The organism is Rhodococcus indonesiensis (assembly GCF_047782815.1).
GTDB classification, from domain to species: Bacteria; Actinomycetota; Actinomycetes; order Mycobacteriales; family Mycobacteriaceae; genus Rhodococcus; species Rhodococcus indonesiensis.
In genome coordinates this window covers 869148-890225 of sequence record NZ_CP180630.1, presented here as the reverse complement: position 1 = coordinate 890225, position 21078 = coordinate 869148, and the positions used below count along the sequence as shown (strand labels likewise).

The following is a 21078-nucleotide window of genomic DNA, read 5'->3' as shown; positions in this document are numbered from 1 at the left end:
CGTGTCGAGGGGTCGGGGCGTCAGATGCCGGCGTCGTCGGCGATCTCGCGGGCCTTGTGAACCAGGGCGTCGATGCGTTCGATCGTGGGAGTGCCGGCCGCGGCCTTGTTCTGCGGTTCGTCGAGCGCGCGGCGCATCACGCCTTCCGCGATCACCGCCACCTTCCACAATCCGAGCGCGTGCCAGAACTGCAGTGCCGCCGGGTCGCGGCCCGTCTCGTCCAGGTAGACGGCGGCGAGTTCGGCGCGGCTGGGGAAACCCTCGAGGGTGGAGGCGGGAAAGTCGCCGCCGGTGTCCTCCCCGGGCTCGGGCCAGTAGGCGAACAGCGACCCGACGTCGGCGAGCGGGTCGCCGACGGTGGACAGCTCCCAGTCCAGCGCCGCGACGACGTCACCGCTGTCGTACGAGGTGATGACGTTGCGCAAATGGAAATCGCCGTGCACCAGGGTGGTTTCGTGCTGCGGAGGCACCGCGGCCAGGAGCCGGCGGGTCAGGTCGTCGAGTTCGGGCAGCTCGCGGGTCTTCGACTTCTCCCACTGGCCGGCCCAGCGGTGCAGCTGCCGCTCGGCATACGGCTTGGGGCGGGCCAGGGCGGCGAGGCCCGTGCTGTCGAGGTCCACGGCATGGATGCGGCCGAGCGTCCGCGCGAGCGACAGCCCGATCCGGCGGCGGCGCTCCGGCGTCAGGGACTCCGCGACGGACATCCGGTCCACCACCTGTCCGTCGACGTACTCCATGAGCACCATCGGCACGTCGCTGATCGCCGGATCGTCGGTGAGTCCGAACACTGTCGGTGTCGGCACGTCGGTGGACTCGAGCGCCGAGAGGATGCGGGCCTCGCGCGCGACGTCGTGTGCGGACGCCAGCAGATGTCCGAGCGGTGGTCGCCGCAGCACCCACCGGCGCCCGTCGCCGTCCTGCACGAGGTAGGTCAGGTTCGACTGCCCGAGACCGATGCGGTCGAAGGTCAGCGGTGCGGTGTGCTCGATGCCGAGATCGCCCAGCCAGCGCAGGATCGCGTCCGGGTCGATGCCGACGGTTTCACGCAGTGGCATGGGCACTCCCGGGCAGGGCGGCGAACTCGGGAGCGCGCCGCTCGAGGTGGCTGGCGACGCCCTCGGCGACGTCGGGGCCGCGGAAGGCCTCGACCATCAGGCGGTCCGCGGCGACCACGGCGTCCGGGTAGGACCGGTCTGCGTCGTCGCGCAGCTGCGTCTTGATCGTCGCCATCGACCGCGGTGAGCAGTGGACAGCGAGGTCGGTCGCGTAGGCGACGGCCGCGTCGACCACGCTGCCCGTGGTGACCAGGTGGTCGAGCAGACCGATCCGGTGGGCCTCGTCGGCGTCGATCATGCGACTCGACAGCAGCAGGTCCGTAGCGCGGCTGTGGCCGACGACGCGGGGCAGCAGCCAGGTGACGCCGTACTCGGCGATGAGTCCGCGGCGCGCGAACGCTGTTGTGAAGCGGGCGGTCGCGTCGCCGAATCGGACGTCACAATAGAGGGCCTCGACCAGACCGAGCCCAGCGACGGGACCGCGGATCGCGGCGACGATCGGCTTGCGGACGTGCAGCGGGAAGTCGCGCGGGCGCGGGCGCACCAGGTCGTCGTCCGTGGCGTCGGCGACGTGGCGCAGGTCGTCCAGGTCGGCACCGGAACAGAATCCGCGGCCGGCGCCGGTGACGACGACGGCCCGTACCTGCGGGTCGTCGTCGGCCTGCGCGAGCAGGTCGAAGTAGCGGTCCTCGAGGGCGTTGCTCCAGGCGTTGAGCTTGGCCGGCCGGTTGAGGGTGAGCAGGACGACCGGTCCGCGCCGCTCGGCGAGGACCAGGTCGTCGGTGGTGGCCACGCCGCGGGTCGTCGCGGCGGGTGCGTCGGTCATCCGGTGCTCCTTCACAGCAGGGAGTCACATAACTTGACGTCAGATTCAAGTTGCTGAGCGCTTGCATAGTGTGCGCCGGGGACGGTGTGATGTCAATCGCTCCCGGCAGCCCCGTGTGACCGGGAACCGGGGTCAGGACCCGACGCTGCGGCGCGGCGCGTGGACGGCGAGGACGGCCGTGTCGTCCTCCACCCCGGTGCCCAGGGTGTCGAGGAGCTCGCGGACGGCGGTGACGGCCTCCCCGGCGGTGACCGGACCCAGCCTCCGGGCGAAGTCGAGCAGAGCCTGCTCGCCGTAGCGCTCGTCGGCGCCCGGAGCGCTGCGGGCCTCGGTGAGACCGTCGGTGTAGAGCACCAGGGTGTCGCCGGGATCCAGCCGGACGACCGCGCTGGCGATGTGGGCCCGCGGTAGCAACCCGATGAGCTGACCACCCGGAATGGGTACGTAGTCGGCGCTGCCGTCGGCGCGCAGCAACAGAGCCGGCGGGTGCCCACCCGACGCCAGGGTGACGCGGAAGCTGCCCGGCGACGCGTCGGGGGTGAGCGTCCCGAACACGACGGTGCAGAACCGCGGATCGTGCATGCGGTACCGCTCGACGAGGACGGTGTTCAGGTCGGCCAGTACCGCCGCCGGACCGGAAGCGTAGACGGCCGCGGCACGCACGGTGTAGCGCGCGACGGAGGTCATCACGGCCGCGGCCGCCCCCTTGCCGCACACGTCGCCGAGGAACAGGCCCCAGGTGCCGGCAGCGAGCGGGAACAGATCGTAGAAGTCGCCGCCGACCTCGTCCGGGGACGCGATGTGGTAGTGCGCGGCGACCTCGAGACCGGGCACGTGTGGCAGGTCGGGCGGCAGCAACGTCGCCTGGAGGGTGCGGGTCAGCCGCTGCAGTCGTCGACGTTCGTCCTCGGCTTCCCGGCGGGCGCGCAGCAGCTCGATCTCGTAGGCCCGGCGCTCCCGGGCGTCGAAGACGGTGGTGCGGATCAGCAGCGGCTGCCCGTGGTCGTCGGACCGGACCACCGAAGTGACCAGGACGGGCAGGCGGGCACCGTCGGCCGTCTTCAATTCCAGTGCGATGCCGCTGATCTCACCCTGCATGCGAAGCAGCGGGGCGAAGTGGGTCTCGTGGTAGAGGCGGCCGCCGACCGTGAGCAGGTCGGAGAAGTACCGCCGGCCAACCACCTCGTCGCGCCGGAGTCCCAGCCACTGCAGCAGAGTCGCGTTGATCTTCGCGATGCGTCCGTCCGGCAGGGTGGACAGGTAGCCGCAGGGCGCGTTCTCGTACAGGCTCTCGGCGCTGTCCTCGGCCAGCGCGGCGCGAATCTCCCGATCCTCGCCCCCCGGCGCCCCGGCGCCCGGGTTCCGGCCGTCGTCCGTCTCCCGGGTCGGGATCATCACCCCACCGAACCGGCGAAGGCGGCGATCGTGGCCACGGTCTCGTCCGGAGCACTGAGCTGCGGGCAGTGCCCCGTGGCGTCCAGCGTCACCAATCGGCTTTTCGGAATCTGCGCATGGACGAACGCACCCACCTCCGGTGGGGCGATCGCGTCGCGTGAGCACTGGGCCACCACGGTCGGAACACTCACGTTCGCCAGGTCCGCCCGGTTGTCGGAGAGGAAGGTCACGCGGGCGAAGACCCGGGCGATCGCCGGATCGGTGCGGCAGAAGGCGGCGGTCAGTTCCTCGCCGAGTTCGGGACGTTCCGGATTGCCCATGATGACGGGCGCCATCGCACCCGACCAGCCCAGGTAGTTCGCCTCCAGCGACTCCAGCAGCTCCTCGATGTCGGCGACGCTGAACCCGCCCCGGTACCCGGCGGCGGGATCGTCGACGAAGCACGGCGACGGGGCCAGCAGCACCAGCCCGGCGAACGCGCCGGGGTCGCGTGCGGCGGCGAGCACCCCCATCATCGCGCTCACCGAATGCCCGACGAAGACGACCGGTCCGAGATCCAGCGTCCGGCACACCGCCAGCACGTCGTCGGCGTAGCCGTCGAGATCCGAGTACCGCTCCGCGCTCCACGCAGACAGATCCGATCGGCCCGCCCCCACGTGGTCGAACCGCACCACGGTGAAGTCGCGTTCCAAGTCCGGCACCACCAGCCGCCACAGGTTCTGGTCGCAACCGAACCCGTGTGCCAGCACCACGACGGGCGCGCCGGCCCGGCCGGTGACGCGTACGTGGTTTCTGGTGAGGACATTCACGGGCCTCATACTCGCACGGTCGCAGAGATCCCATCCCTGTGGACGGTGTTCCGGAACTTTCGGTCGGCCCGGCACGGCACGCACCGATCGGTGCGCGGGGCAGGTAGGCATGAAGGATCCGCACACACGCCTTCCCACCGAGAGCAGGGGCGCGATGGCCCAGTCGAATGCCGCGAGCGAGCCGATCGGAATCGACGCCGCGCGCGTCACCGCGTGGTTCGTCGAGAACCTTCCGGCGGTCGCACCGCCGCTGCGCTTCGAACTGATCACCGGAGGCCGGTCCAATCTGACCTACCGGGTCCGTGACGACGCAGGGACGCGGTGGGTCCTGCGCCGGCCGCCGACCGGGACGCTGCTCTCCTCCGCCCACGACGTCGTGCGGGAGTGGCGCATCCTCGACCTGCTCGCCGGCGGCCCGGTGCCGGTACCGCCGGTACTGGGCTACTGCACCGACCACGCGGTGACGGGGGCGGACTTCTACGTCATGACGCACGTCGACGGCATCGTCCTCGACGATGCCGAGACGGTCGCCGCGCTCCCCCGGCGCCACCGGCGGGCCGCCTCCCACAGCATCGTGGACACCCTCGCGAAGATCCACGCGGTGGACACCACGACCGGACCGCTGGCGCAGATGCGCAGACCCGGCAGCTACCTCGAGCGCCAGTTGCGCCGCTGGAGCCGTCAGCTCGCCGACGGCGGTGTCGGTCCCGGTCCCCTGTGGGACGTCTACGACCTCCTGACCCGGCATCTGCCCGCCGAACGGTGGACCGGGTTGGTGCACGGCGACTTCCGGCCGGGCAACCTGCTGATCGGGCCCGACGGTGAGGTCCGGGCGGTGCTCGACTGGGAACTGTGGACCGTCGGCGACGTCCTGGCCGACCTCGGGTGGCTCACCGCCACCTGGGCGTCGGCCGACGTGATCGGCTGGGCACCCGATCCCGCCGACGGTTTCCTCGACGTCGACACGATCGCCACCCGGTATGCCGACACGACCGGACGCGATCTCGACGACCTGCGCTACCACCAGGCCTTCGCGCTGTGGAAGCTCGCCGCCATTGCGGAGGGTGTGGCGGCGAGGTTCCGCGCCGGGACGATGGGCGGCCAGGACGTCGACGTCGACGCCCTCGCCCGGCGGCCGGCGCAACTGGCCGAGATGGCCCGCGAGGTGCTCACGGGACGGGGGCCGGGCTGACGCGACGACAATGCGGGCCGCCTGGACGCCGGGACGGCGAGCCGGTGCCGCAGCCCCTCGCGGATCACCTCGGGGCCCTCACCCGGAGCGCCGGGGGCGCTGGCGCAGCAACTGGGTGAGCCGGTGGGCCTGCCGGAGCAGCAGTTCCCCGAGTTCGGGGCGACGATCCTCGCGGAAGCGGCTCTCGACCCCGGTGATGCTCAGCGCCCAGACCGGTGCGTCGCGGTGGTCGAAGACGGCGGCCCCCATCCCCCAGCTCCCTTCCACGAGCAGAGCGGGATTGGTGGAGTAGCCGGCCAGGCGCGTCGCGACGATCCGCTCCTCGACCGCCTGCCGGGTGTGGTCCGGTCCCCACTCCGCGGTCAGGTCGGTGCGGGACAGGTACTCGTCGATGTCGCGGTCCGAGAGATGGGACAGGATGACCAGTCCCGCGGACGCGACCCCGAGCGGCAGCCGGATGCCGACGTGCAGGACGTGGGAGCGCAGGGGGAAGCTGCCCTCCTCACTGGCGAGGCACACGGTCTCGTCGCCGCGCCGGGCGGACAGGAACGCGCTCTCCCCGGTCTCCCGCGCGAGATCGCGCAGCACGTCCCGGGCGAGGTCGGTGATGTCGTACCGGCCGGCCGCGAGCGAGCCCAGGAGGTAGAGCTCGGGTCCCAGCGACCATCGTCCGGTCTTCGGGTCACGGTCGACGAGCCCCTCGTCGGCGAGCGAGGTCAGCAGGCGGTGCACGGTCGGCCGTGCGAGGCTCGTCGCCCGCGCGAGGTCGGACGTCGACGATCCGACCGGTTCGTGCCCGGCGATCGCCCGCAGGAGGGCTCCGACCCGCCCGATCACCTGAGGTCTCTGCTCGTCCGTCATGCCCCCAGAATACGTCCACTCAGTGAACGTCGGCCGCAACGACGTTCCGATGGGCGAGCAATCTCGAAAAGGCCTCTGACAAGGTCTTGAAATCGAAGGACCTGGCGTTTGTAGTGGTAAGCGAACGATGTGCGATCGTCCATTGAGTGAACACATCCTGCACCGGGTCCGCACGGACCGAATTCTCGAGAGGGGTCTTGATGGGAACGAAAGTGTTCGGTACGCCCGCGGCGGCCGTCGCGGACGTGTCCGACGGCGCGACGATCGCCGTCGGCGGGTTCGGGTTGTGCGGCATCCCCGACGCCCTGATCCGCGCGCTCGTCGAGTCCGGCGTCGGCGACCTGGAGGTCTTCTCCAACAACTGCGGTGTCGACGACCACGGCCTCGGCCTGCTGCTCAACGGACGGCAGATCCGCCGGGTGACCGCCTCCTACGTCGGCGAGAACAAGGAGTTCGCCCGTCAGTACCTCGCCGGTGAGCTCGAGGTCGAGCTCACCCCGCAGGGCACCCTCGCCGAGCGGCTGCGGGCCGGCGGCGCCGGCATCCCCGCCTTCTTCACCCCCGCGGGCGTCGGCACCCCCGTCGCCGACGGCGGACTGCCGTGGCGGTACAACGTCGACGGCTCGGTGGCCGTGGCGTCCCCGCCGAAGGAGACCCGGGCCTTCGGCGACAAGCGGTACGTGATGGAGCAGGGCATCACCGCCGACTTCGCGCTGGTGCACGCGGTCAAGGGCGACACCGCGGGCAACCTGATCTTCGACAAGACGGCGATGAACTTCAATCCGCTGGCCGCGATGGCCGGCAAGGTCACCATCGCGCAGGTCGAGGAACTCGTCGAGCCCGGCGAGCTCGATCCCGCCCAGGTGCACCTGCCGGGAATCTTCGTGCAGCGCATCGTCGAAACCGGTCCGCAGGACAAGCGGATCGAGAAGCGGACAGTTCAGGCAACGGAAGGGGCGGCACGATGACCGGCACCAAGGGATGGACCCGAGATCAGATGGCGGCCCGCGCGGCCGAGGAGATGATCGACGGCGAGTACGTCAATCTCGGTATCGGACTGCCGACGCTCATCCCCGGCCATCTCCCGCCGGACGTGCACGTGACGTTGCACTCGGAGAACGGCATCCTCGGCACCGGCCCCTACCCCACCGAGGAGAACGTCGACCCGGACCTGATCAACGCGGGCAAGGAGACGGTGACCGTCAATCCCGGTGCGGCCTTCTTCGATTCGGCACTGTCTTTCGGGATGATCCGCGGCGGGCACATCGACACCGCCGTGCTCGGCGGCATGCAGGTCTCCCGCACGGGCGACCTGGCCAACTGGATGGTCCCCGGCAAGATGGTCAAGGGCATGGGCGGCGCCATGGACCTGGTGCACGGCGCCAGCCGGGTCATCGTGGTCATGGAACACACCGACCGCGAGGGCAATTCGAAGATCGTCGACACCTGCTCGCTGCCCCTGACCGGCCAGGGTGTCGTAGACCGGATCATCACCGATCTCGCGGTGATCGACGTCGTGGGTGACGGGACCCTCGCGCTGCGTGAACTCGCACCCGGCGTCACCGTCGACGAGGTCCTCGCGGCCACCGCGGCGCCGCTCGAGGTCCGCATCGACGAGCTCGTCTGAGACGAACGTAATCGAATACCACTGCTCGCCAACAGGATCGGAGAAGCCATTGTGACCAGTTCTGTCATCGTTGCCGGAGCCCGGACCCCGATGGGGCGTCTGCAGGGCGCCTTGAAGGACTTCTCCGGCTCGGACCTCGGCGGGGTCGCCATCGCCGGGGCCCTGGCCAAGGCCGGGGTCGCCCCCGAGCAGGTCGAGTACGTGATCATGGGGCAGGTGCTCACCGCCGGCGCCGGGCAGATCCCGGCCCGGCAGGCCGCCGTCGCCGCCGGCATCCCGATGGACGTCCCCGCCCTGACGATCAACAAGGTGTGCCTGTCGGGCATCGACGCGATCGCGATGGCCGACCAGCTCATCCGCGCGGGCGAGTTCGACGTCGTCGTCGCCGGCGGCCAGGAATCGATGAGCCAGGCCCCGCACCTGCTCGAAAAGTCCCGCGCGGGCTTCAAGTACGGCGATGTCACCCTGCGCGACCACCTGGCCTTCGACGGGCTGCACGACATCTTCACCGACCAGGCCATGGGCGCCCTGACCGAGTCCGCCAACACCAGCGCGGCGGCGGTCTCGCGCGCCGAGCAGGACGCCTTCGCCGCCGCCAGCCACCAGCGGGCGGCCCGCGCGCACAAGGACGGGCTGTTCGACGCCGAGGTGGTGCCGGTGTCGATCCCGCAGCGCAAGGGCGACCCGCTCGTCGTCGCCGCCGACGAGGGCATCCGCCCGGACACCACCGCCGAGTCCCTGGCGAAGCTGCGCCCGGCGTTCGCCCCGGACGGCACCGTCACCGCCGGGTCGGCCTCGCAGATCTCCGACGGCGCGGCGGCGGTGGTGGTGATGTCCAAGACCAAGGCCGAGGAACTCGGGCTGAGCTGGATCGCCGAGATCGGCCGGCACGGGGTGGTCGCCGGTCCCGATTCGACGCTGCAGTCCCAGCCGGCGCGGGCGATCGCGAAGGCCTGCGCGCGGGAGGGCATCGACCCGAAGGATCTGGACCTGGTGGAGATCAACGAGGCGTTCGCCGCGGTGGGGATCGCCTCGACCCGCGAGCTGGGCCTGGACCCGGAGCGGGTCAACGTCAACGGCGGGGCGATCGCGCTGGGGCACCCGCTGGGGATGTCCGGGGCGCGGATCGTGCTGCACCTGGCCCTCGAGCTGGCCCGCCGCGGCGGCGGGGTCGGGGCCGCGGCCCTGTGCGGCGGCGGCGGGCAGGGCGACGCCCTCATCGTCCGCGTCCCCAAGGCGTAGGACTCACACCTCGAGGATCCTTCGAAGACCGTTCGGGCGGAGGCGACACGATCGCCTCCGCCCGAACGCTTCCGAGGTGCCTCAGGAAACGAGATTGGCTGCAGCCCATTTCATGTGGGAGCGCACGGTGGCGGCTGCTTCGTCGGAGTCGCCAGTTTCGATGGCGTCGACGATGGCGCTGTGCCGTCCGACGTCCATGTTGCCGACAGCCTTTTCCAGCCCGGCGAACATGATGGACATGCGGATCGACCCTTCGAGGGACTGCCACGAGTGCATCAGCGTTTCGTTGCCGGTCAGCCGGCAGAGGATGCGGTGGAAGTTCAGATCTGCCTCGATGCGGGCCTCGAGATCGTGCTCGGCACGCGCCATCACGTCGAGCGCCTCACGCAGGGCCGGGACCACGGTCGAGCGGTCGGGTAGCTCCGCGAGCTCCCGGACCGCGAGGGCCTCGAGGGCCGCGCGGACGGCGAAGATGTCGCGGATCTCCTTGGCGTCGAGATGGCGGACGTAGAGCCGGCCCCGCGCACCAGCGGAGATCAACCCTTCCTGCTGAAGCTGGCGCATGGCCTCACGCAGGGTGCCGCGACTGATCTGGAGCATCTCGGACAGCTCGGTTTCGACGAGCGGACTGCTCGGGGCGAGGGCGCCGCTGGTGATGGCGCTGCGCAGGGCCGCGACGGCCTGCTGGCGCAGACTGGTCTTCTCCAGTCCGAGCAGCGCGGCGGGTTGTGCGGCCATTGATGCCTCCAGGCGGTGTCAGCGGGCAACTGTCGACAACAGTCTGTCGACAATGATACGGGCCCGCACCGACGACGGTGCGGGCCCGATCACTCGGAGCGCCGACTCAGCCCAGCTCGGCCAGGACGCGGGCGACGATCCGGTCGGTGCTCAGACCGTAACGATCGTGCAGCGTCGGCAGAGCGCCGGCGTCGAGGAAGCGGTCGGGCAGCGCGATCGGTGTGATCTTCCGCCCGAGGCCCGCACCCACGGCGGCGGCAGCCACCGTCTCGAACAGCCCCCCGACGACGGTGTGGTTCTCGAGAGTGACAGCGAGGCGGTCCGTGTCGATCTCGGCGAGCACGGTGGCGGCGTCGAACGGCTTGATCGTCGGGGTGTGGACCACGGCGACGTCGACGTTGTGCCGGGACAGCTCCTGGGCGGCCTGCAGGGCCCGCATCGTCATCAGGCCGCTGGTGACGAAGACGACGTCGTTGCCGTCGCGCAGTACCTTGGCCTTCCCCAGTTCGAAGCTGTAGCCGTACTCGTCGAGGACGGTGGCGACCTTGCCGCGGAGCAAGCGCAGATAGGTCGGTCCCGGGCAGGCGGCCAGCTGCGGGACCGCTTGCTCGATGTCTACCGAATCGCACGGGTCGACGATCGTCAGGTTCGGCATGCCGCGGAAGATGGCGATGTCCTCGGTGGCCTGGTGGCTGGGGCCGTAGCCGGTGGTCAGGCCCGGCAGACCGCCGACGATGTTGACGTTCAGATTCGGTTCGGCGATGTCCAGGCACAGGAAGTCGTAGGCGCGACGGGCAGCGAACACCGAGTAGGTCGAAGCGAACGGCACCAGTCCCGTTTCCGCCATGCCGGCGGCGGCACCGAACAGCAGTTGTTCGGCCATGCCCATCTGGAAGAAGCGGTCGGGGAAGGCCTCGGCGAAGATGTGCATGTCGGTGTACTTGGCCAGATCCGCGGACAGCCCGACGATCTTGTCGTTCGACTGCGCCGCCGCGACCAGTGCGTGGCCGAAGGGTGCGGCGGTCGTCTTCTGGCCGGGATCGACGAAGGAGGCGATCATCGCCGAGGTCTTGAGTTTGGGAGCGGTGGTGGTCATCGAGCATCCTCGAGGTCGTATCCGGCGGTCAACTGGTCGCGGCAGATCTGCCATTCGTGCTCGTCGATCCGCATGAAGTGCGCCTTCTCCCTGGTTTCCAGCAACGGCACCCCCTTGCCGACACGCGTGTCGCACAGGACGACCGCCGGCGCGCCGTGTGCGGCGGCACCGTCCACGGCATCGTCGAAGGCACCGAGCAGGGCGTCGGTGTCGTTGCCGTCGACGCGGTAGGTGCGCCAACCGCAGGCGGTCCACTTGTCGTGCACGGGTTCGGTGCCGAGCACCCCGGCGGTCGCGCCGTCGGCCTGCAGAGCGTTGATGTCGACCATCGCGATCAGGTTGCCGAGCTGGTGGTGGTGCGCGCTCATCGCCGCTTCCCACGTCGAGCCTTCGTCGAGTTCCCCGTCGGACAGGAAGTTGAACACCCGCGCCTGCGAGTCCTGGTGGCGCAGACCCAGGGCCATTCCCACGGCGACGGGGAGACCGTGCCCGAGCGAACCCCCGGAGATCTCCATGCCCGGGGTATAGGAGGACATCCCCGACATCGGGAGGCGGGAATCGTCCGAGCCGTACGTCAGCAGTTCCTCACGCGGGATGGTTCCGGCCTCGGCGAGCGCTGCGTAGAGCCCGATGGCGTAGTGGCCGGTCGAGAGCAGGAACCGGTCGCGGCCGACCCAGTCGGGGTCGTCGGCCCGAAACCGCAGGTGTGCGGCGTAGACGGTGGCCAGGATGTCGGCCGCGCCGAGAGCCTGTCCGACATAGCCCTGACCCTGTTCCTGGCCCATGTCGAGCACGTTGTGCCTGAGGCGGTAGGCGAACTCGTCGACGGCGGCGAGGCGACGGTCGCGAGGGAGGGCGCCGACGTGCGCAGTGGTGGTCACAACAGTTCCTTTTCCTTGGTGTTCGAGGCCGTTCCGGCGTGGCGGTGCGGCGTTGCGTCGCCGTGGCCGGAGGCGTGTTCTTCTGAGCGCGTGGCCTCGTCGGCGAGCCGGCGCTCGGTAGCGCCCCACGTCTCCCGGGTGAACCAGGCTGTGATCAAGCCGATCAGTCCGAAGGCACTGAACAACAGGGCCGGGCCGACCCAGCCGAGGGAGACGTAGAGCAGAGTGGTGACGAACGGGGTGAAGCCGGAGACCATGGCCGAGATCTGGTAGGCCAGGGAAGCGCCCGAGGCGCGCCGCGCCGCCTGGAACAGTTCGGGGAACCAGGCACCCTGCGCGCCGGCGAGAGCGTTCTGGCACACCGCGTAGGCGACGACGATCGTCGCGACGATCAGGATGAACAGGCCGGTGTTGACCAACAGGAACATCGGCACGCCGAACAAGGCGGCGAAGGCGCACACGCCCAGGTACACCGGGCGGCGCCCGATGCGGTCCGTCAGGGCGGCCCAGGCGAAGGTGGCAACGATGCCGATCGCGGAGGCGATGCACAGCGCCAGCAGTGTTTCGGATTTTCCGGCCAGGTCGTTGGTGTGCAGATACGAGATCATGTAGGTGATCGAGACCGCGTATCCGGCGGTTTCGGCGACTCGCAGTCCGATGCCGCGCAGGATGTCGCGCCAATCCTTCTTGATCGACTCGAGTACCGGGGAGGCTGCGATCTCACCGCTGTCCTTGACGTCTTCGAAGACCGGGGACTCGGGCACCTTGGACCGGATGATCAGGCCGACGGCAACCAGGACGATGCTGGCGAGGAACGGCACGCGCCACGCCCAGTCACCACCCAGGTGCACGCTGAAGAGGAAGACGAGATTCGCCAGCAACAGCCCGACCGGGAAACCGGCCTGGACGATGCCGGTATAGCGGCCCTTCGCCTTCCAGGGGGCGTGTTCGTAGCTCATCAGGATCGCCCCGCCCCACTCGGCGCCGAAGGCCAGACCCTGGACGATCCGCACGGTCACCAGCAGGGCCGGCGCGACGAGTCCGACCTGGGTGTAGGTCGGCAGCAGCCCGATCGCGAAGGTGGCCAGGCCCATGACGATGAGGGAGGCGACCAGGACGGGTTTGCGGCCGATCTTGTCGCCGAGGTGCCCGCCGAGGATGCCGCCGAGGGGCCTGGCCGCGAATCCGACACCGAGGGTGGCGAAGGCGGCGAGGGTACCGATGACCGGATCGCCGCTGGGAAAGAAGGCGGTACCGAAGTACAGGGCTGCGGCGGTGCCGAAGCCGATGAAGTCGTAGGTCTCGATGACCGCCCCTACCGAGGAGCCGATCGCGACGCGTTTGGCGTCTTTCGTGCCGTGGACGGGACCGCGCATCCGGAGAGCATCGGTGCTCATGAACATCTCCTCTTCGAACCGGGAGGACCGGTAGGGGGATCGGGAACGTGGATGTCGACTGTCAACAGTGTGCACCGAGTGTGACCCCCACCACCAGCCCCTGTCAACCGTCAATGTTCGACCGTTGACTGTTGACAGTCAATCGTTCTACCGTGGTCTGCATCACCTCGTTCCTTCGAAGGAGTCCTCGTGGTCCACGACCGGCTCGGCTGTTCATCGATCAGCTTTCGCCACCTCGCCCTGAGCGAGGCCCTCTCGACCATTTCCGGCCTCGGGTTCGCCGAGATCGATCTCGGCGCCCTACCCGGAGTGTGCGACCACGTTCCCTTCGGCCTCGACGCCCCCGGCGTCGAGCAGGTGATCGAGGAAGTGGCCGCATCCGGACTGCGCGTGCGCAGCGTCAACGGCGACATCGGCGACCTCAACCTGCCACCGACTCCCGCCCAGCGCGACGAGCGGAAACGCCATCTCGATCAGTTGCTCGCCCTCGCTGCCGGCGTCGAGGCGCGGGCGCTGGTCCTGCCGTGCGGAGCCCTCGACCACACCCCGGTCCGATCACTCGACGAGGATCTCGATGTCGTTGCCGCCCAACTGGAGTGGGCAGCCGAGACCGCCCGGGTCTTCGGGGTGGCCCTGTGGACGGAGTCGTTGCACGTGCACCGCCTGTGCTGCGACATCGCCCGTGCCACGCAGCTGACCGCCAGACTCTCGCCCGAGATCGGGATCGTGATGGATTTCAGTCACATCGTCGCCTCCGGCGGCGACCCGGTCGACTTCGTCCACCTGTTCGGCCGGCGCATCTCCCACGTACATCTGCGCGATGCCGTCCCCGGGAACATCAATCTCAGCCTCGGAAACGGTGCCGCCGACTTCGCCGCCGGCATCGAGGCCCTTGCCGACTTCGGCTACGCCGGCCACTTCAGCCTCGAACTCGAAACCCGCGACGTCACCCACGATCGACGCCCGGACAGCACCGCCCGGGCCGCCCGCTTCATTTCCCCGCTCATCCCCTGACCCAGCCATCGAAGGAGAACCATGTCTTCCACCCAGCGCACCGCCGTCGTCACCGGCGCCACCTCCGAGCGCGGTATCGGCCTCGCCACCGCCCGCCGCTACGCCGAGGACGGCTGGGCCGTCGTCGTCCTCGATCTGAACGGCGAGAAGTCCGCCAAGGTCGCAGCGGAGATCGGCAGCGAATACTCCGTTCCGGCGTTCGGCCACGAGATCGACGTCGCAGACGAATCGTCCGTCCGGCGCGCGCACGACGCCGTCGCCGCCGAAGTGGCCGCCGGCACCCTCCCGCCCGTCGGGGCCCTGGCCAACATCGCCGGAATCACCTCGCCGGTGCCGTTCCTCGACACCACCCTCGAACTGTGGAACAAGGTCATGGCCGTCAATGCCACCGGCACCTACCTGGTCACCCGCGCCTTCCTCCCGGCGATGATCGACAACGGCTGGGGCCGGATCGTGAACATGTCCTCCGTTTCCGCGCAGCGCGGCGGCGGTGTCTTCGGCAAGGTCCCCTACTCCTCTGCCAAGGCGGCCGTCCTCGGCTTCACCAAGTCCCTCGCCCGCGAGCTCGGTGACACCGGGGTGACCGTCAATGCCGTCACCCCCGGAGCAGTCGACACCGGAATCCGCGTCGGCAGCACCCCCGAACAGGAAGCCGCCATCTGCCGCGACATCCCGCTCGGGCGCACCGCCACCACCCGCGAGGTGGCCTCGGTCATCACGTTCCTCTCCTCCGAGGACGCCGCCTACCTGACCGGCACCACCGTCGACATCAACGGCGGCAGCCACATGCACTGATCACGCCAGGCCACTCGCAGCGGGGCACTGCACTCCGATACCCCGCCTCCTTGTCACCCGAGCGACGAAGAGCCATGAACGCACCTTTTCACTTCACGTCCATTTCTCCGACTCGGTCGGGTGCAACCCGATGGGAGTGGCAGTCACGCGCCGATTGCCGTCTCGTCGACCCGTCCGTCTTCTATCCGCCCGATCACGAAACACGCGGGGTTCGGCTGCGGCGCGAACGGATTGCAAGACAGATCTGCACAACCTGCCCCGTCCGGATCCCATGCCTGAATTTCGCACTCGACACCGATGAAGGACATGGGATCTGGGGCGGGACCTCCGAAGCAGAACGCCGCAAGCACGCAGTCCGGGACGGTTCCGACAGCGGTCGATCCGACCTCCGCCGACACACCGAGCTCACCCGAGACGATCCCGGCGTCGGCACCCGCGAATCTAGGGGGCCGGAGCGGCAGTCTTCGCACGGGACCGCGGCTTCCTGGCGGACTTCTCCGTCACAATCCCCGGCAGCAGGAAATTGGTGAGCATCCGCCGGTTCTCCGGGTCGCCTTCGGAGCTGAAGTCCATCCGCCCCACGAGGATGAGCTGCACCAGTGCGATCCACTGGCAGATCTCCTCGTCGGTGAGGCCGTTGCGGATTTCACCCCGTTCGCGGGCCTCTTCGAGCAATGGAGCCCACATTTCCTGTGTGAGCCTGGCCGCCAGGCCGCTGCTTCCGACCAGCGCTGTCGCCAGGTCCATGTGCTCGGGACTGACGATCAGCCGGATGATCGGATCGTGGCGACCACGATCGACGAGGAAGATCAAGCCGTCGACGATCTGCTCCGCAAAAGTCTCCCGCTCACGCAGGAAGTCTCGGGCTTTGTCGAACAGTCGGCGTGACCGCACTTCGATCAGCGCCGTGATCAGGGTGTCACGGTCCCCGAAGTAGCGGTACACCGTCGGCCGCGAAACACCGGCCTCTTTGGCGATGTCGTCCATCGTCGTCTTCGTCAGCCCGTACCGCTGGAACATCGATTCGGCAGCCTTCAAGATCTGGCCGCGCGCCACCTCGGCGTCGTCGCTGAGGACATTCACCCGCCGTCGCGCCATTCGTCACTCCTGAAGTCGCCCTCGCCGTATCCGTACGGGCAATGATACAAGTGCTGACCTTTGTCAAATACTCGACCCGTCAGGACGGCAAGGACGATCGACCACGACTTCCGGGTTACTCGAACAGGTTCGGCAGCCCGTCCGACACGCGATCCGAAAACTCCGGTGCACGTTTTTCGAGGAAGGCAGCGACCCCTTCGCGCACGTCATCGGAGACGCCCCGCACGTAGATGCCGGCGGACTCGGCGCGGTGCGCGACTTCGGGGCTGGAGGCTCCGAGCATCTGCCACATCAGCTGCCGTGTCAGTGCTGCGGAGACAGGGGCCGTGCCGGATACGAGTTCCCGAGCAATCTCGATGGCCCGAGCCGACACCTGATCGGCCGGCACGAGTTCACGTACCAATCCGCGTTCGAGAGCTTCTTTGGCCGGCACCATCTTTCCCCCGACCGCCCATTCGACGGCGGTGGAGATTCCGACCGCCCGCGGGAGGAACCACGTCGAGCATGCCTCCGGCACCAAGCCGCGGCGAGTGAACACGAATCCGAACTTGGCCGTGTCCGAGGCGATGCGGATATCGGCCGGAAGTGTCATCGTGACACCGACGCCTGCTGCGGGGCCGTTGATTGCTGCGATCACCGGCTTCAGGGAACGGTAGATCCGCAGCGTTACCTGTCCCCCCGTGTCGGCGGGGGCTCCGCCGGTCGCCGGGTCCTCGCCGAGTACGAACGTGTCGCCGCCTGCGGCGAGATCAGCCCCCGCGCAGAACGCCCGGCCGGTTCCGGTGAGCACGACCGCGCGCACCTCGTCGTCGGCGTCGGTCTCGTCGAAGATCTCGATGAGCCGGTAGCACATCGCGTCGGTGAACGCGTTGAGCCGATCGGGACGGTTCAAGCGTACGACGGCGATTTCTCCGTGCCGCTCGAGGACTATCGAGTCATCGGTTCCGGTCCGAGCCACGGGGGCTCCTCTCTGCGCGACGGGTGTGTCAGCGCACCTTGTCGAATCGTTCGGAGACGTCGCGGTACTCGGACCGGATCGCCGTCTTCGACAGCTTGCCACTGGGAAGTCGAGGGAGCGGCTCGTCGCGGATCACGACATAACGGGGCACTTTGTAGTCGGCCATGAGACGGTCGCAGTGCTCGACGATGCTCGCCTCGTCCACGCCGTCCTTCACAGTGACGATCGCCGCGGGCGTCTCGCCGAAACGCTCGTCGGACGCGGCGATGACGGCAACCTCCTCGACACCCGGGATCTCGCTGATGACCCGCTCGATCTCGACAGGCGAGACGTTGATGCCGCCGGTGATGATGAGATCCTTCAGACGATCGACGAACTTGACGCGTCCGTCGATGTCGAGGGTGCCCAGATCCCCGCTGTGCAGCCAGCCGTCGCGCAGGGCGGACGCCGTGGACTCAGGATCGTTCCAGTAGCCCGGGGACACGCCGGGCCCCCTCAGCAGGATCTCCCCCTCTTCGCCGGGAGCGGCATCGGTGCCGTCCTCGCGCACCACCTTCAGCTCGGTGAAGATCGATCCCGAACCGCAGGTGTCGGGGTGGTCGAAGGCCTCGGAGACCAGTGTTGCCGTTGCCACACCGCCCGCCTCGGTCATGCCGTAGATCTGACGCAGCGCAACGCCCTTGTCGGCCCACCTCTTCAACAGGGCCGGCGCAACGGCCGCGCCGCCGACGATGGCGGTGCGCAGCGACGACAGGTCGACCTTCTCGAATTCGGGCGACCGCGAGATCGCCTCGAAGATCAGCGGAACCCCGAACAATGCCTGCACCTTGTGCTCGCCGAGCAGTGCCGCGGCACGACCGGGATCGAGTTCCTTCTCGATGACGAGGGTGCCACCGAGCACCGTGGACATGATCAGTCCCCACACGAGGCCGGGGGTGAACACGAGCGGCAACACCAGCAGCGACGTGGAACCCGGGCGGAAGCCTTCCTCGGTGAGGGAGGCCTCGAACACGATGTTGAGCAGGGTCCGGTTGGTGCAGATGACGCCCTTCGACAGCCCCGTGGATCCACTGGTGAACAGAAGTGCCGTGGGCTCGTCGGGCGCGACGTCGACACGGAAGTCGTCGTGCTCCCCTTCGCGCAGCGCCGCGAGGTCGGTGAATGCGATCGTGTCGAAGGAATCCCCGAGGTCCCGCGCCTCGGCGACCGTCGCGGTGAACTGCTCCGGCGCGAGGACCAGGACGGCATCGGCGTCATCGACGACCTTGCGGAGTTCCGCGGGCTTGAACCGGGGGTTCAAGGGGACGAGCACCGCACCGGCCTTGAGCACGCCGAGTGCCACGACAGGCCACATCAACGAATTCGGGCCGAGCACTCCGACGCGCTCGCCCGGCTTGATGCCCCGGCCGACGAGCGCACGAGCGACGCGGCCGGACCAGTCCTGGAGTTCACGGTAGGTCAGAGCCTCACCGGCGACGATGATCGCGTTCTGTTCCCCCTTGGTCTTCGCCCACCAATACAGGGCCGAGCCGACGGTGGCAGCCATGTGTCCCTTGCCTTCCTTGACCGAGAGAATGCGAATCCGTTTCCGCAAGAATTTTCGGCGCGAGAGGAGCGCGGGTCCTCATATCGCGTACGACTCAGGCTATAGCCTCATCGATGAGACGTCAAACAAATTCTGTCAACTGCTAAGCGCGGCTCGCCGCAGCGGTGAACCCGGCGATCAGCGCGGTCACCCCGCCGATCGCGAATGCGGCCACGAACGCGCGCTCGGAGGAAAGGTCGGTACCCGCGATCGTGATCGTCGCGAGGAGCATCCCCACCAGCGCGCTGGCCAGTGAACTGCCGAATGTCCGTGCAATTGCGTTGATACCGTTGGCCACACCGGTGTCGTGCGGAGCCACATGCTCGACGAGCATGGCCGGCAGGGCACCGTAGGCAACGCTGACGAAAATGTTGAGGACCGCCACCGCAAGGATCACCTGCCACGGGTGGTCGTGGGCGAACCCGACGAACGCGAATCCACACACGCCGACAGCGCACGCCGCCATCAGCACCCGGTCGGCGCTGAACTTCCGCACCAGGAGCCCGCTCACGCCGGCTGCGATGATGCCGACGACCTGCCCTGGTAACAGGTACAGCAGGCTCGTCTCGAGCACCGACGCACCGAACCCGTACCCCGCTTGCTCGGGAGCAACCTGCACGAACATTGCTATGGCCAGAAACTGTACGAACATCGCGATTCCCACGAGGAACGCGGCGAGGTGCGCCGGCGCCACCGCACGTGCGGTCAAGAGGGCTGGGGTCACCATCGGCGCATCGAACCGCCGCTCGTGCCGATACCAGACGGCCAGCACGAGCGCACCAGCGACGACACACCCGATCGTCGGCGCGGACACCCAGCCCCACGTCCCGCCCTGCGCGAGGGCCAGCAGCAACGCGGACAGGCCGACCGCAAGCCCGACCACACCCCAGAAATCGGCTCCGGAGCCGGTTCCGGAACCGGGTGAATCGGGAACGACGAACCACGCAAGTGCAGTGGCGATCACCGCGAGCACAACCAGCAGCCAGAACACGCGACGATAGTCGTCGCCGTCGCGATACAGCAGGCCGGCGGCGATCATCCCCGCGCCCCCACCGACGCTCATGGTTCCCGACATGATGCCGAGCGCCGCCGTGAGCCGATACGGCCCGAGAGCACTGCGCAGCACAGCGACGCCGATCGGGAACAGCGCGAACGACGTCCCCTGCAGTGCTCGCCCGGCGATGAGCACCGGAAGCGAGTCCCACGCGACACACAGCAACGAACCGACAAGCACCACGCCCAGGATGCAGAGCAGCACTCTTCGGGGCCCGCGGCGGTCGGCGAGCCTGCCCAGCAGCGGCGTACAGACCGTCGCGGTCAGGAGATTCGCGGTGACGATCCATCCCACCGCATTCGGACTCACGCCGAGCTGCGTCGCGATGTCGGGCATCAGCGGCACGACGGCGGTCTGCATGACCGCGGTGATCATCACGACGAAGCAGAGCGCCGGAATGAGCACCCCAGGCGGGACGGCGGTGGTGCGCCCATGTTTTCGCGCTGGGGACAGACGTAGGGTCACCACAGACGGGACCTACAGATCCAGGGCGAGCTTGGGGGTACAGCTGCGGGACACGCAGATCATCATGCAGTCGTTCGCCGCCTGCTCGTCCTCGGTGAGGACCGAGTCGCGATGATCCGGAACACCCTCCAGGACAGCGGCTTCACATGTACCGCACGTTCCCTCGCGGCACGAGAACGGCGCATCGACTCCCGAGCGGAGCACCGCGTCGAGCACTGTGTCGCCCGCGGCGACAGTGATCGTCGTGCCCGATTTCCGGAGCTCCACCTCGAAGGCCTCGTCGACGGCGTCGGACGGCCGTTCCTTCGCGGCGAACCGTTCGACATGCAAGGTGACGTCGGGGCGGTTGCGGCACGCGGTCTCGATGGCTCGGAGCAGGGGTTCCGGTCCACAGCAGTAGACGCCGGTGCCGTCCTCGAGAGAGTCGAGCGCTGCCGCCAAGTCGAGCAGCCCGCATTCGTCCTGGGGGCGTAGCTCGACCCGGCCGGGATACCGGGCAGCGAGTTCGTCCGCGAAAGCCATGCTCGCGCTGGTACGTCCGCCGTACAGGAGCTTCCAGTCGGCGCCTGCTGCGTCGGCTGCCCGCACCATCGGAAGTAGCGGCGTGATGCCGATGCCTCCCGCGACGAACAGATACGACTGCGCGGGCTCGAGGCTGAAGTTGTTGCGCGGGCCGGCGATGCTGACGAGGTCACCGACCTGTAGCGAGTCGTGGACCCACCGCGAGCCTCCACGTCCGTCCTCCTCACGGAGGACCGCGACGGTCAGGCAGGTTCCGTCAGCCGGATCCCCGCACAGCGAGTACTGCCGGACCGTCGACTCGTCGATGACGATGTCGATGTGCGATCCGGGTTCCCACGCCGGGACGGTCCCCCCGTCGGGATCGGCGAACCGCACTGCCACGACGCCGTCTGCAAGTGCGTCCTTGCCGATCACCCGCATCTTGCTGTGCTCCACCTCGGTGCTTGCGGCCATCAGCGTTTCCGTTCC

The 21078-nt window shown here is 68.7% G+C and carries 21 protein-coding genes; 7 read left to right on the top strand and 14 right to left on the bottom strand.

Annotated elements, in window-relative coordinates; all coding sequences use genetic code 11:
* Positions 1-20: 20 nt before the first annotated feature.
* From ACM26Y_RS04190 to ACM26Y_RS04175, 4 genes are all read right to left on the bottom strand, one after another.
* Positions 21-1055 carry a phosphotransferase family protein gene (locus ACM26Y_RS04190; RefSeq protein ID WP_268966320.1) on the bottom strand — a complete coding sequence of 345 codons (1035 nt, stop codon included), beginning with the start codon at positions 1053-1055 and terminating at the stop codon, positions 21-23.
* Positions 1042-1881, bottom strand: a complete 840-nt coding sequence (locus tag ACM26Y_RS04185; RefSeq protein ID WP_268966319.1) for an enoyl-CoA hydratase-related protein — start codon at positions 1879-1881, stop codon at positions 1042-1044. Before ACM26Y_RS04185 ends, ACM26Y_RS04190 begins: the two co-directional genes overlap by 14 nt.
* Positions 1882-2013: 132 nt before the next feature.
* Positions 2014-3276, bottom strand: coding sequence for a SpoIIE family protein phosphatase (locus tag ACM26Y_RS04180; RefSeq protein WP_416062726.1), 1263 nt, complete (start codon positions 3274-3276; stop codon positions 2014-2016).
* Positions 3276-4085, bottom strand: coding sequence for an alpha/beta fold hydrolase (locus ACM26Y_RS04175; protein ID WP_124258960.1), 810 nt, complete (start codon positions 4083-4085; stop codon positions 3276-3278). The genes ACM26Y_RS04180 and ACM26Y_RS04175 overlap by 1 nt, the downstream gene beginning before the upstream one ends.
* 154 nt (positions 4086-4239) lie before the next feature.
* Between ACM26Y_RS04175 and ACM26Y_RS04170 the strand changes: the two genes are divergently transcribed.
* Positions 4240-5277: a phosphotransferase family protein gene (locus ACM26Y_RS04170; RefSeq protein ID WP_416062725.1), complete on the top strand. Its 1038-nt coding sequence runs from the start codon at positions 4240-4242 to the stop codon at positions 5275-5277.
* Between the two features lie 78 nt (positions 5278-5355).
* Here the strand turns inward: ACM26Y_RS04170 and ACM26Y_RS04165 are convergent, their stop codons facing one another.
* On the bottom strand, positions 5356-6138 hold the full coding sequence (locus ACM26Y_RS04165) for an IclR family transcriptional regulator (RefSeq protein ID WP_124258957.1): 783 nt from the start codon (positions 6136-6138) through the stop codon (positions 5356-5358).
* A gap of 200 nt (positions 6139-6338) precedes the next feature.
* On the opposite strand from ACM26Y_RS04165, the gene ACM26Y_RS04160 reads away from it, so the two are divergent.
* From ACM26Y_RS04160 to ACM26Y_RS04150, 3 genes are read left to right on the top strand one after another with little or no spacing between them, the layout of a single operon-like run.
* Entirely contained in the window at positions 6339-7106 is a 768-nt protein-coding gene (locus tag ACM26Y_RS04160) for a CoA transferase subunit A (protein ID WP_040784110.1), read from the top strand.
* Positions 7103-7765, top strand: coding sequence for a CoA transferase subunit B (locus tag ACM26Y_RS04155; protein WP_003938908.1), 663 nt, complete (start codon positions 7103-7105; stop codon positions 7763-7765). Before ACM26Y_RS04160 ends, ACM26Y_RS04155 begins: the two co-directional genes overlap by 4 nt.
* A gap of 51 nt (positions 7766-7816) precedes the next feature.
* Positions 7817-9007 carry an acetyl-CoA C-acetyltransferase gene (locus tag ACM26Y_RS04150; protein WP_416062724.1) on the top strand — a complete coding sequence of 397 codons (1191 nt, stop codon included), beginning with the start codon at positions 7817-7819 and terminating at the stop codon, positions 9005-9007.
* Positions 9008-9088: 81 nt separating this feature from the next.
* On the opposite strand, the gene ACM26Y_RS04145 is transcribed toward ACM26Y_RS04150, so the two are convergent.
* The 4 genes from ACM26Y_RS04145 to ACM26Y_RS04130 all read right to left on the bottom strand — a co-directional run bounded on the left by ACM26Y_RS04145 (position 9089) and on the right by ACM26Y_RS04130 (position 13119).
* On the bottom strand, positions 9089-9745 hold the full coding sequence (locus ACM26Y_RS04145) for a GntR family transcriptional regulator (RefSeq protein ID WP_003939666.1): 657 nt from the start codon (positions 9743-9745) through the stop codon (positions 9089-9091).
* A gap of 106 nt (positions 9746-9851) precedes the next feature.
* Positions 9852-10841, bottom strand: a complete 990-nt coding sequence (locus ACM26Y_RS04140; RefSeq protein ID WP_003939665.1) for a transketolase family protein — start codon at positions 10839-10841, stop codon at positions 9852-9854.
* Positions 10838-11722: a transketolase gene (locus tag ACM26Y_RS04135; protein ID WP_003939664.1), complete on the bottom strand. Its 885-nt coding sequence runs from the start codon at positions 11720-11722 to the stop codon at positions 10838-10840. The genes ACM26Y_RS04140 and ACM26Y_RS04135 overlap by 4 nt, the downstream gene beginning before the upstream one ends.
* Positions 11719-13119 carry an MFS transporter gene (locus ACM26Y_RS04130; protein ID WP_040784665.1) on the bottom strand — a complete coding sequence of 467 codons (1401 nt, stop codon included), beginning with the start codon at positions 13117-13119 and terminating at the stop codon, positions 11719-11721. The genes ACM26Y_RS04135 and ACM26Y_RS04130 overlap by 4 nt, the downstream gene beginning before the upstream one ends.
* A 189-nt stretch (positions 13120-13308) precedes the next feature.
* On the opposite strand from ACM26Y_RS04130, the gene ACM26Y_RS04125 reads away from it, so the two are divergent.
* The 3 genes from ACM26Y_RS04125 to ACM26Y_RS04115 all read left to right on the top strand — a co-directional run bounded on the left by ACM26Y_RS04125 (position 13309) and on the right by ACM26Y_RS04115 (position 15458).
* On the top strand, positions 13309-14133 hold the full coding sequence (locus ACM26Y_RS04125) for a sugar phosphate isomerase/epimerase family protein (protein WP_371384405.1): 825 nt from the start codon (positions 13309-13311) through the stop codon (positions 14131-14133).
* Positions 14134-14154: 21 nt separating this feature from the next.
* Positions 14155-14928 carry an SDR family NAD(P)-dependent oxidoreductase gene (locus ACM26Y_RS04120; protein ID WP_371384404.1) on the top strand — a complete coding sequence of 258 codons (774 nt, stop codon included), beginning with the start codon at positions 14155-14157 and terminating at the stop codon, positions 14926-14928.
* Positions 14929-15002: 74 nt separating this feature from the next.
* Positions 15003-15458 (top strand): WhiB family transcriptional regulator, encoded by a 456-nt coding sequence (locus tag ACM26Y_RS04115; protein ID WP_416062723.1) that lies wholly within the window; start codon positions 15003-15005, stop codon positions 15456-15458.
* On the opposite strand, the gene ACM26Y_RS04110 is transcribed toward ACM26Y_RS04115, so the two are convergent.
* The 5 genes from ACM26Y_RS04110 to ACM26Y_RS04090 all read right to left on the bottom strand — a co-directional run bounded on the left by ACM26Y_RS04110 (position 15370) and on the right by ACM26Y_RS04090 (position 21063).
* The gene (locus tag ACM26Y_RS04110; RefSeq protein WP_371384402.1) at positions 15370-16026 is read right to left on the bottom strand and encodes a TetR/AcrR family transcriptional regulator; all 657 of its coding nucleotides are present in this window, start codon (positions 16024-16026) and stop codon (positions 15370-15372) included. The genes ACM26Y_RS04115 and ACM26Y_RS04110 overlap by 89 nt on opposite strands.
* A 115-nt stretch (positions 16027-16141) precedes the next feature.
* Complete coding sequence (locus ACM26Y_RS04105; protein ID WP_416062722.1) at positions 16142-16984, bottom strand: enoyl-CoA hydratase-related protein; 843 nt, start codon at positions 16982-16984, stop codon at positions 16142-16144.
* 28 nt (positions 16985-17012) lie between these two features.
* Positions 17013-18530, bottom strand: a complete 1518-nt coding sequence (locus tag ACM26Y_RS04100; protein ID WP_416062721.1) for a class I adenylate-forming enzyme family protein — start codon at positions 18528-18530, stop codon at positions 17013-17015.
* 142 nt (positions 18531-18672) lie between these two features.
* Entirely contained in the window at positions 18673-20028 is a 1356-nt protein-coding gene (locus ACM26Y_RS04095; protein ID WP_416062720.1) for an MFS transporter, read from the bottom strand.
* A 72-nt stretch (positions 20029-20100) separates the two neighbouring features.
* On the bottom strand, positions 20101-21063 hold the full coding sequence (locus ACM26Y_RS04090) for a PDR/VanB family oxidoreductase (RefSeq protein WP_081005216.1): 963 nt from the start codon (positions 21061-21063) through the stop codon (positions 20101-20103).
* Positions 21064-21078 lie beyond the last annotated feature (15 nt).

What these genes read in the sequence shown, in the direction of transcription:
- ACM26Y_RS04140 (WP_003939665.1), bottom strand. Translation starts at nt 10,841, where the DNA reads ATGACCACCACCGCTCCCAAACTCAAGACCTCGGCGATGATCGCCTCC.
- ACM26Y_RS04090 (WP_081005216.1), bottom strand. Translation starts at nt 21,063, where the DNA reads ATGGCCGCAAGCACCGAGGTGGAGCACAGCAAGATGCGGGTGATCGGC.
- ACM26Y_RS04170 (WP_416062725.1), top strand. Translation starts at nt 4,240, where the DNA reads ATGGCCCAGTCGAATGCCGCGAGCGAGCCGATCGGAATCGACGCCGCG.
- ACM26Y_RS04130 (WP_040784665.1), bottom strand. Translation starts at nt 13,119, where the DNA reads ATGAGCACCGATGCTCTCCGGATGCGCGGTCCCGTCCACGGCACGAAA.
- ACM26Y_RS04115 (WP_416062723.1), top strand. Translation starts at nt 15,003, where the DNA reads ATGAACGCACCTTTTCACTTCACGTCCATTTCTCCGACTCGGTCGGGT.
- ACM26Y_RS04185 (WP_268966319.1), bottom strand. Translation starts at nt 1,881, where the DNA reads ATGACCGACGCACCCGCCGCGACGACCCGCGGCGTGGCCACCACCGAC.
- ACM26Y_RS04145 (WP_003939666.1), bottom strand. Translation starts at nt 9,745, where the DNA reads ATGGCCGCACAACCCGCCGCGCTGCTCGGACTGGAGAAGACCAGTCTG.
- ACM26Y_RS04120 (WP_371384404.1), top strand. Translation starts at nt 14,155, where the DNA reads ATGTCTTCCACCCAGCGCACCGCCGTCGTCACCGGCGCCACCTCCGAG.
- ACM26Y_RS04165 (WP_124258957.1), bottom strand. Translation starts at nt 6,138, where the DNA reads ATGACGGACGAGCAGAGACCTCAGGTGATCGGGCGGGTCGGAGCCCTC.
- ACM26Y_RS04100 (WP_416062721.1), bottom strand. Translation starts at nt 18,530, where the DNA reads ATGGCTGCCACCGTCGGCTCGGCCCTGTATTGGTGGGCGAAGACCAAG.
- ACM26Y_RS04180 (WP_416062726.1), bottom strand. Translation starts at nt 3,276, where the DNA reads ATGATCCCGACCCGGGAGACGGACGACGGCCGGAACCCGGGCGCCGGG.
- ACM26Y_RS04110 (WP_371384402.1), bottom strand. Translation starts at nt 16,026, where the DNA reads ATGGCGCGACGGCGGGTGAATGTCCTCAGCGACGACGCCGAGGTGGCG.
- ACM26Y_RS04155 (WP_003938908.1), top strand. Translation starts at nt 7,103, where the DNA reads ATGACCGGCACCAAGGGATGGACCCGAGATCAGATGGCGGCCCGCGCG.
- ACM26Y_RS04190 (WP_268966320.1), bottom strand. Translation starts at nt 1,055, where the DNA reads ATGCCACTGCGTGAAACCGTCGGCATCGACCCGGACGCGATCCTGCGC.
- ACM26Y_RS04160 (WP_040784110.1), top strand. Translation starts at nt 6,339, where the DNA reads ATGGGAACGAAAGTGTTCGGTACGCCCGCGGCGGCCGTCGCGGACGTG.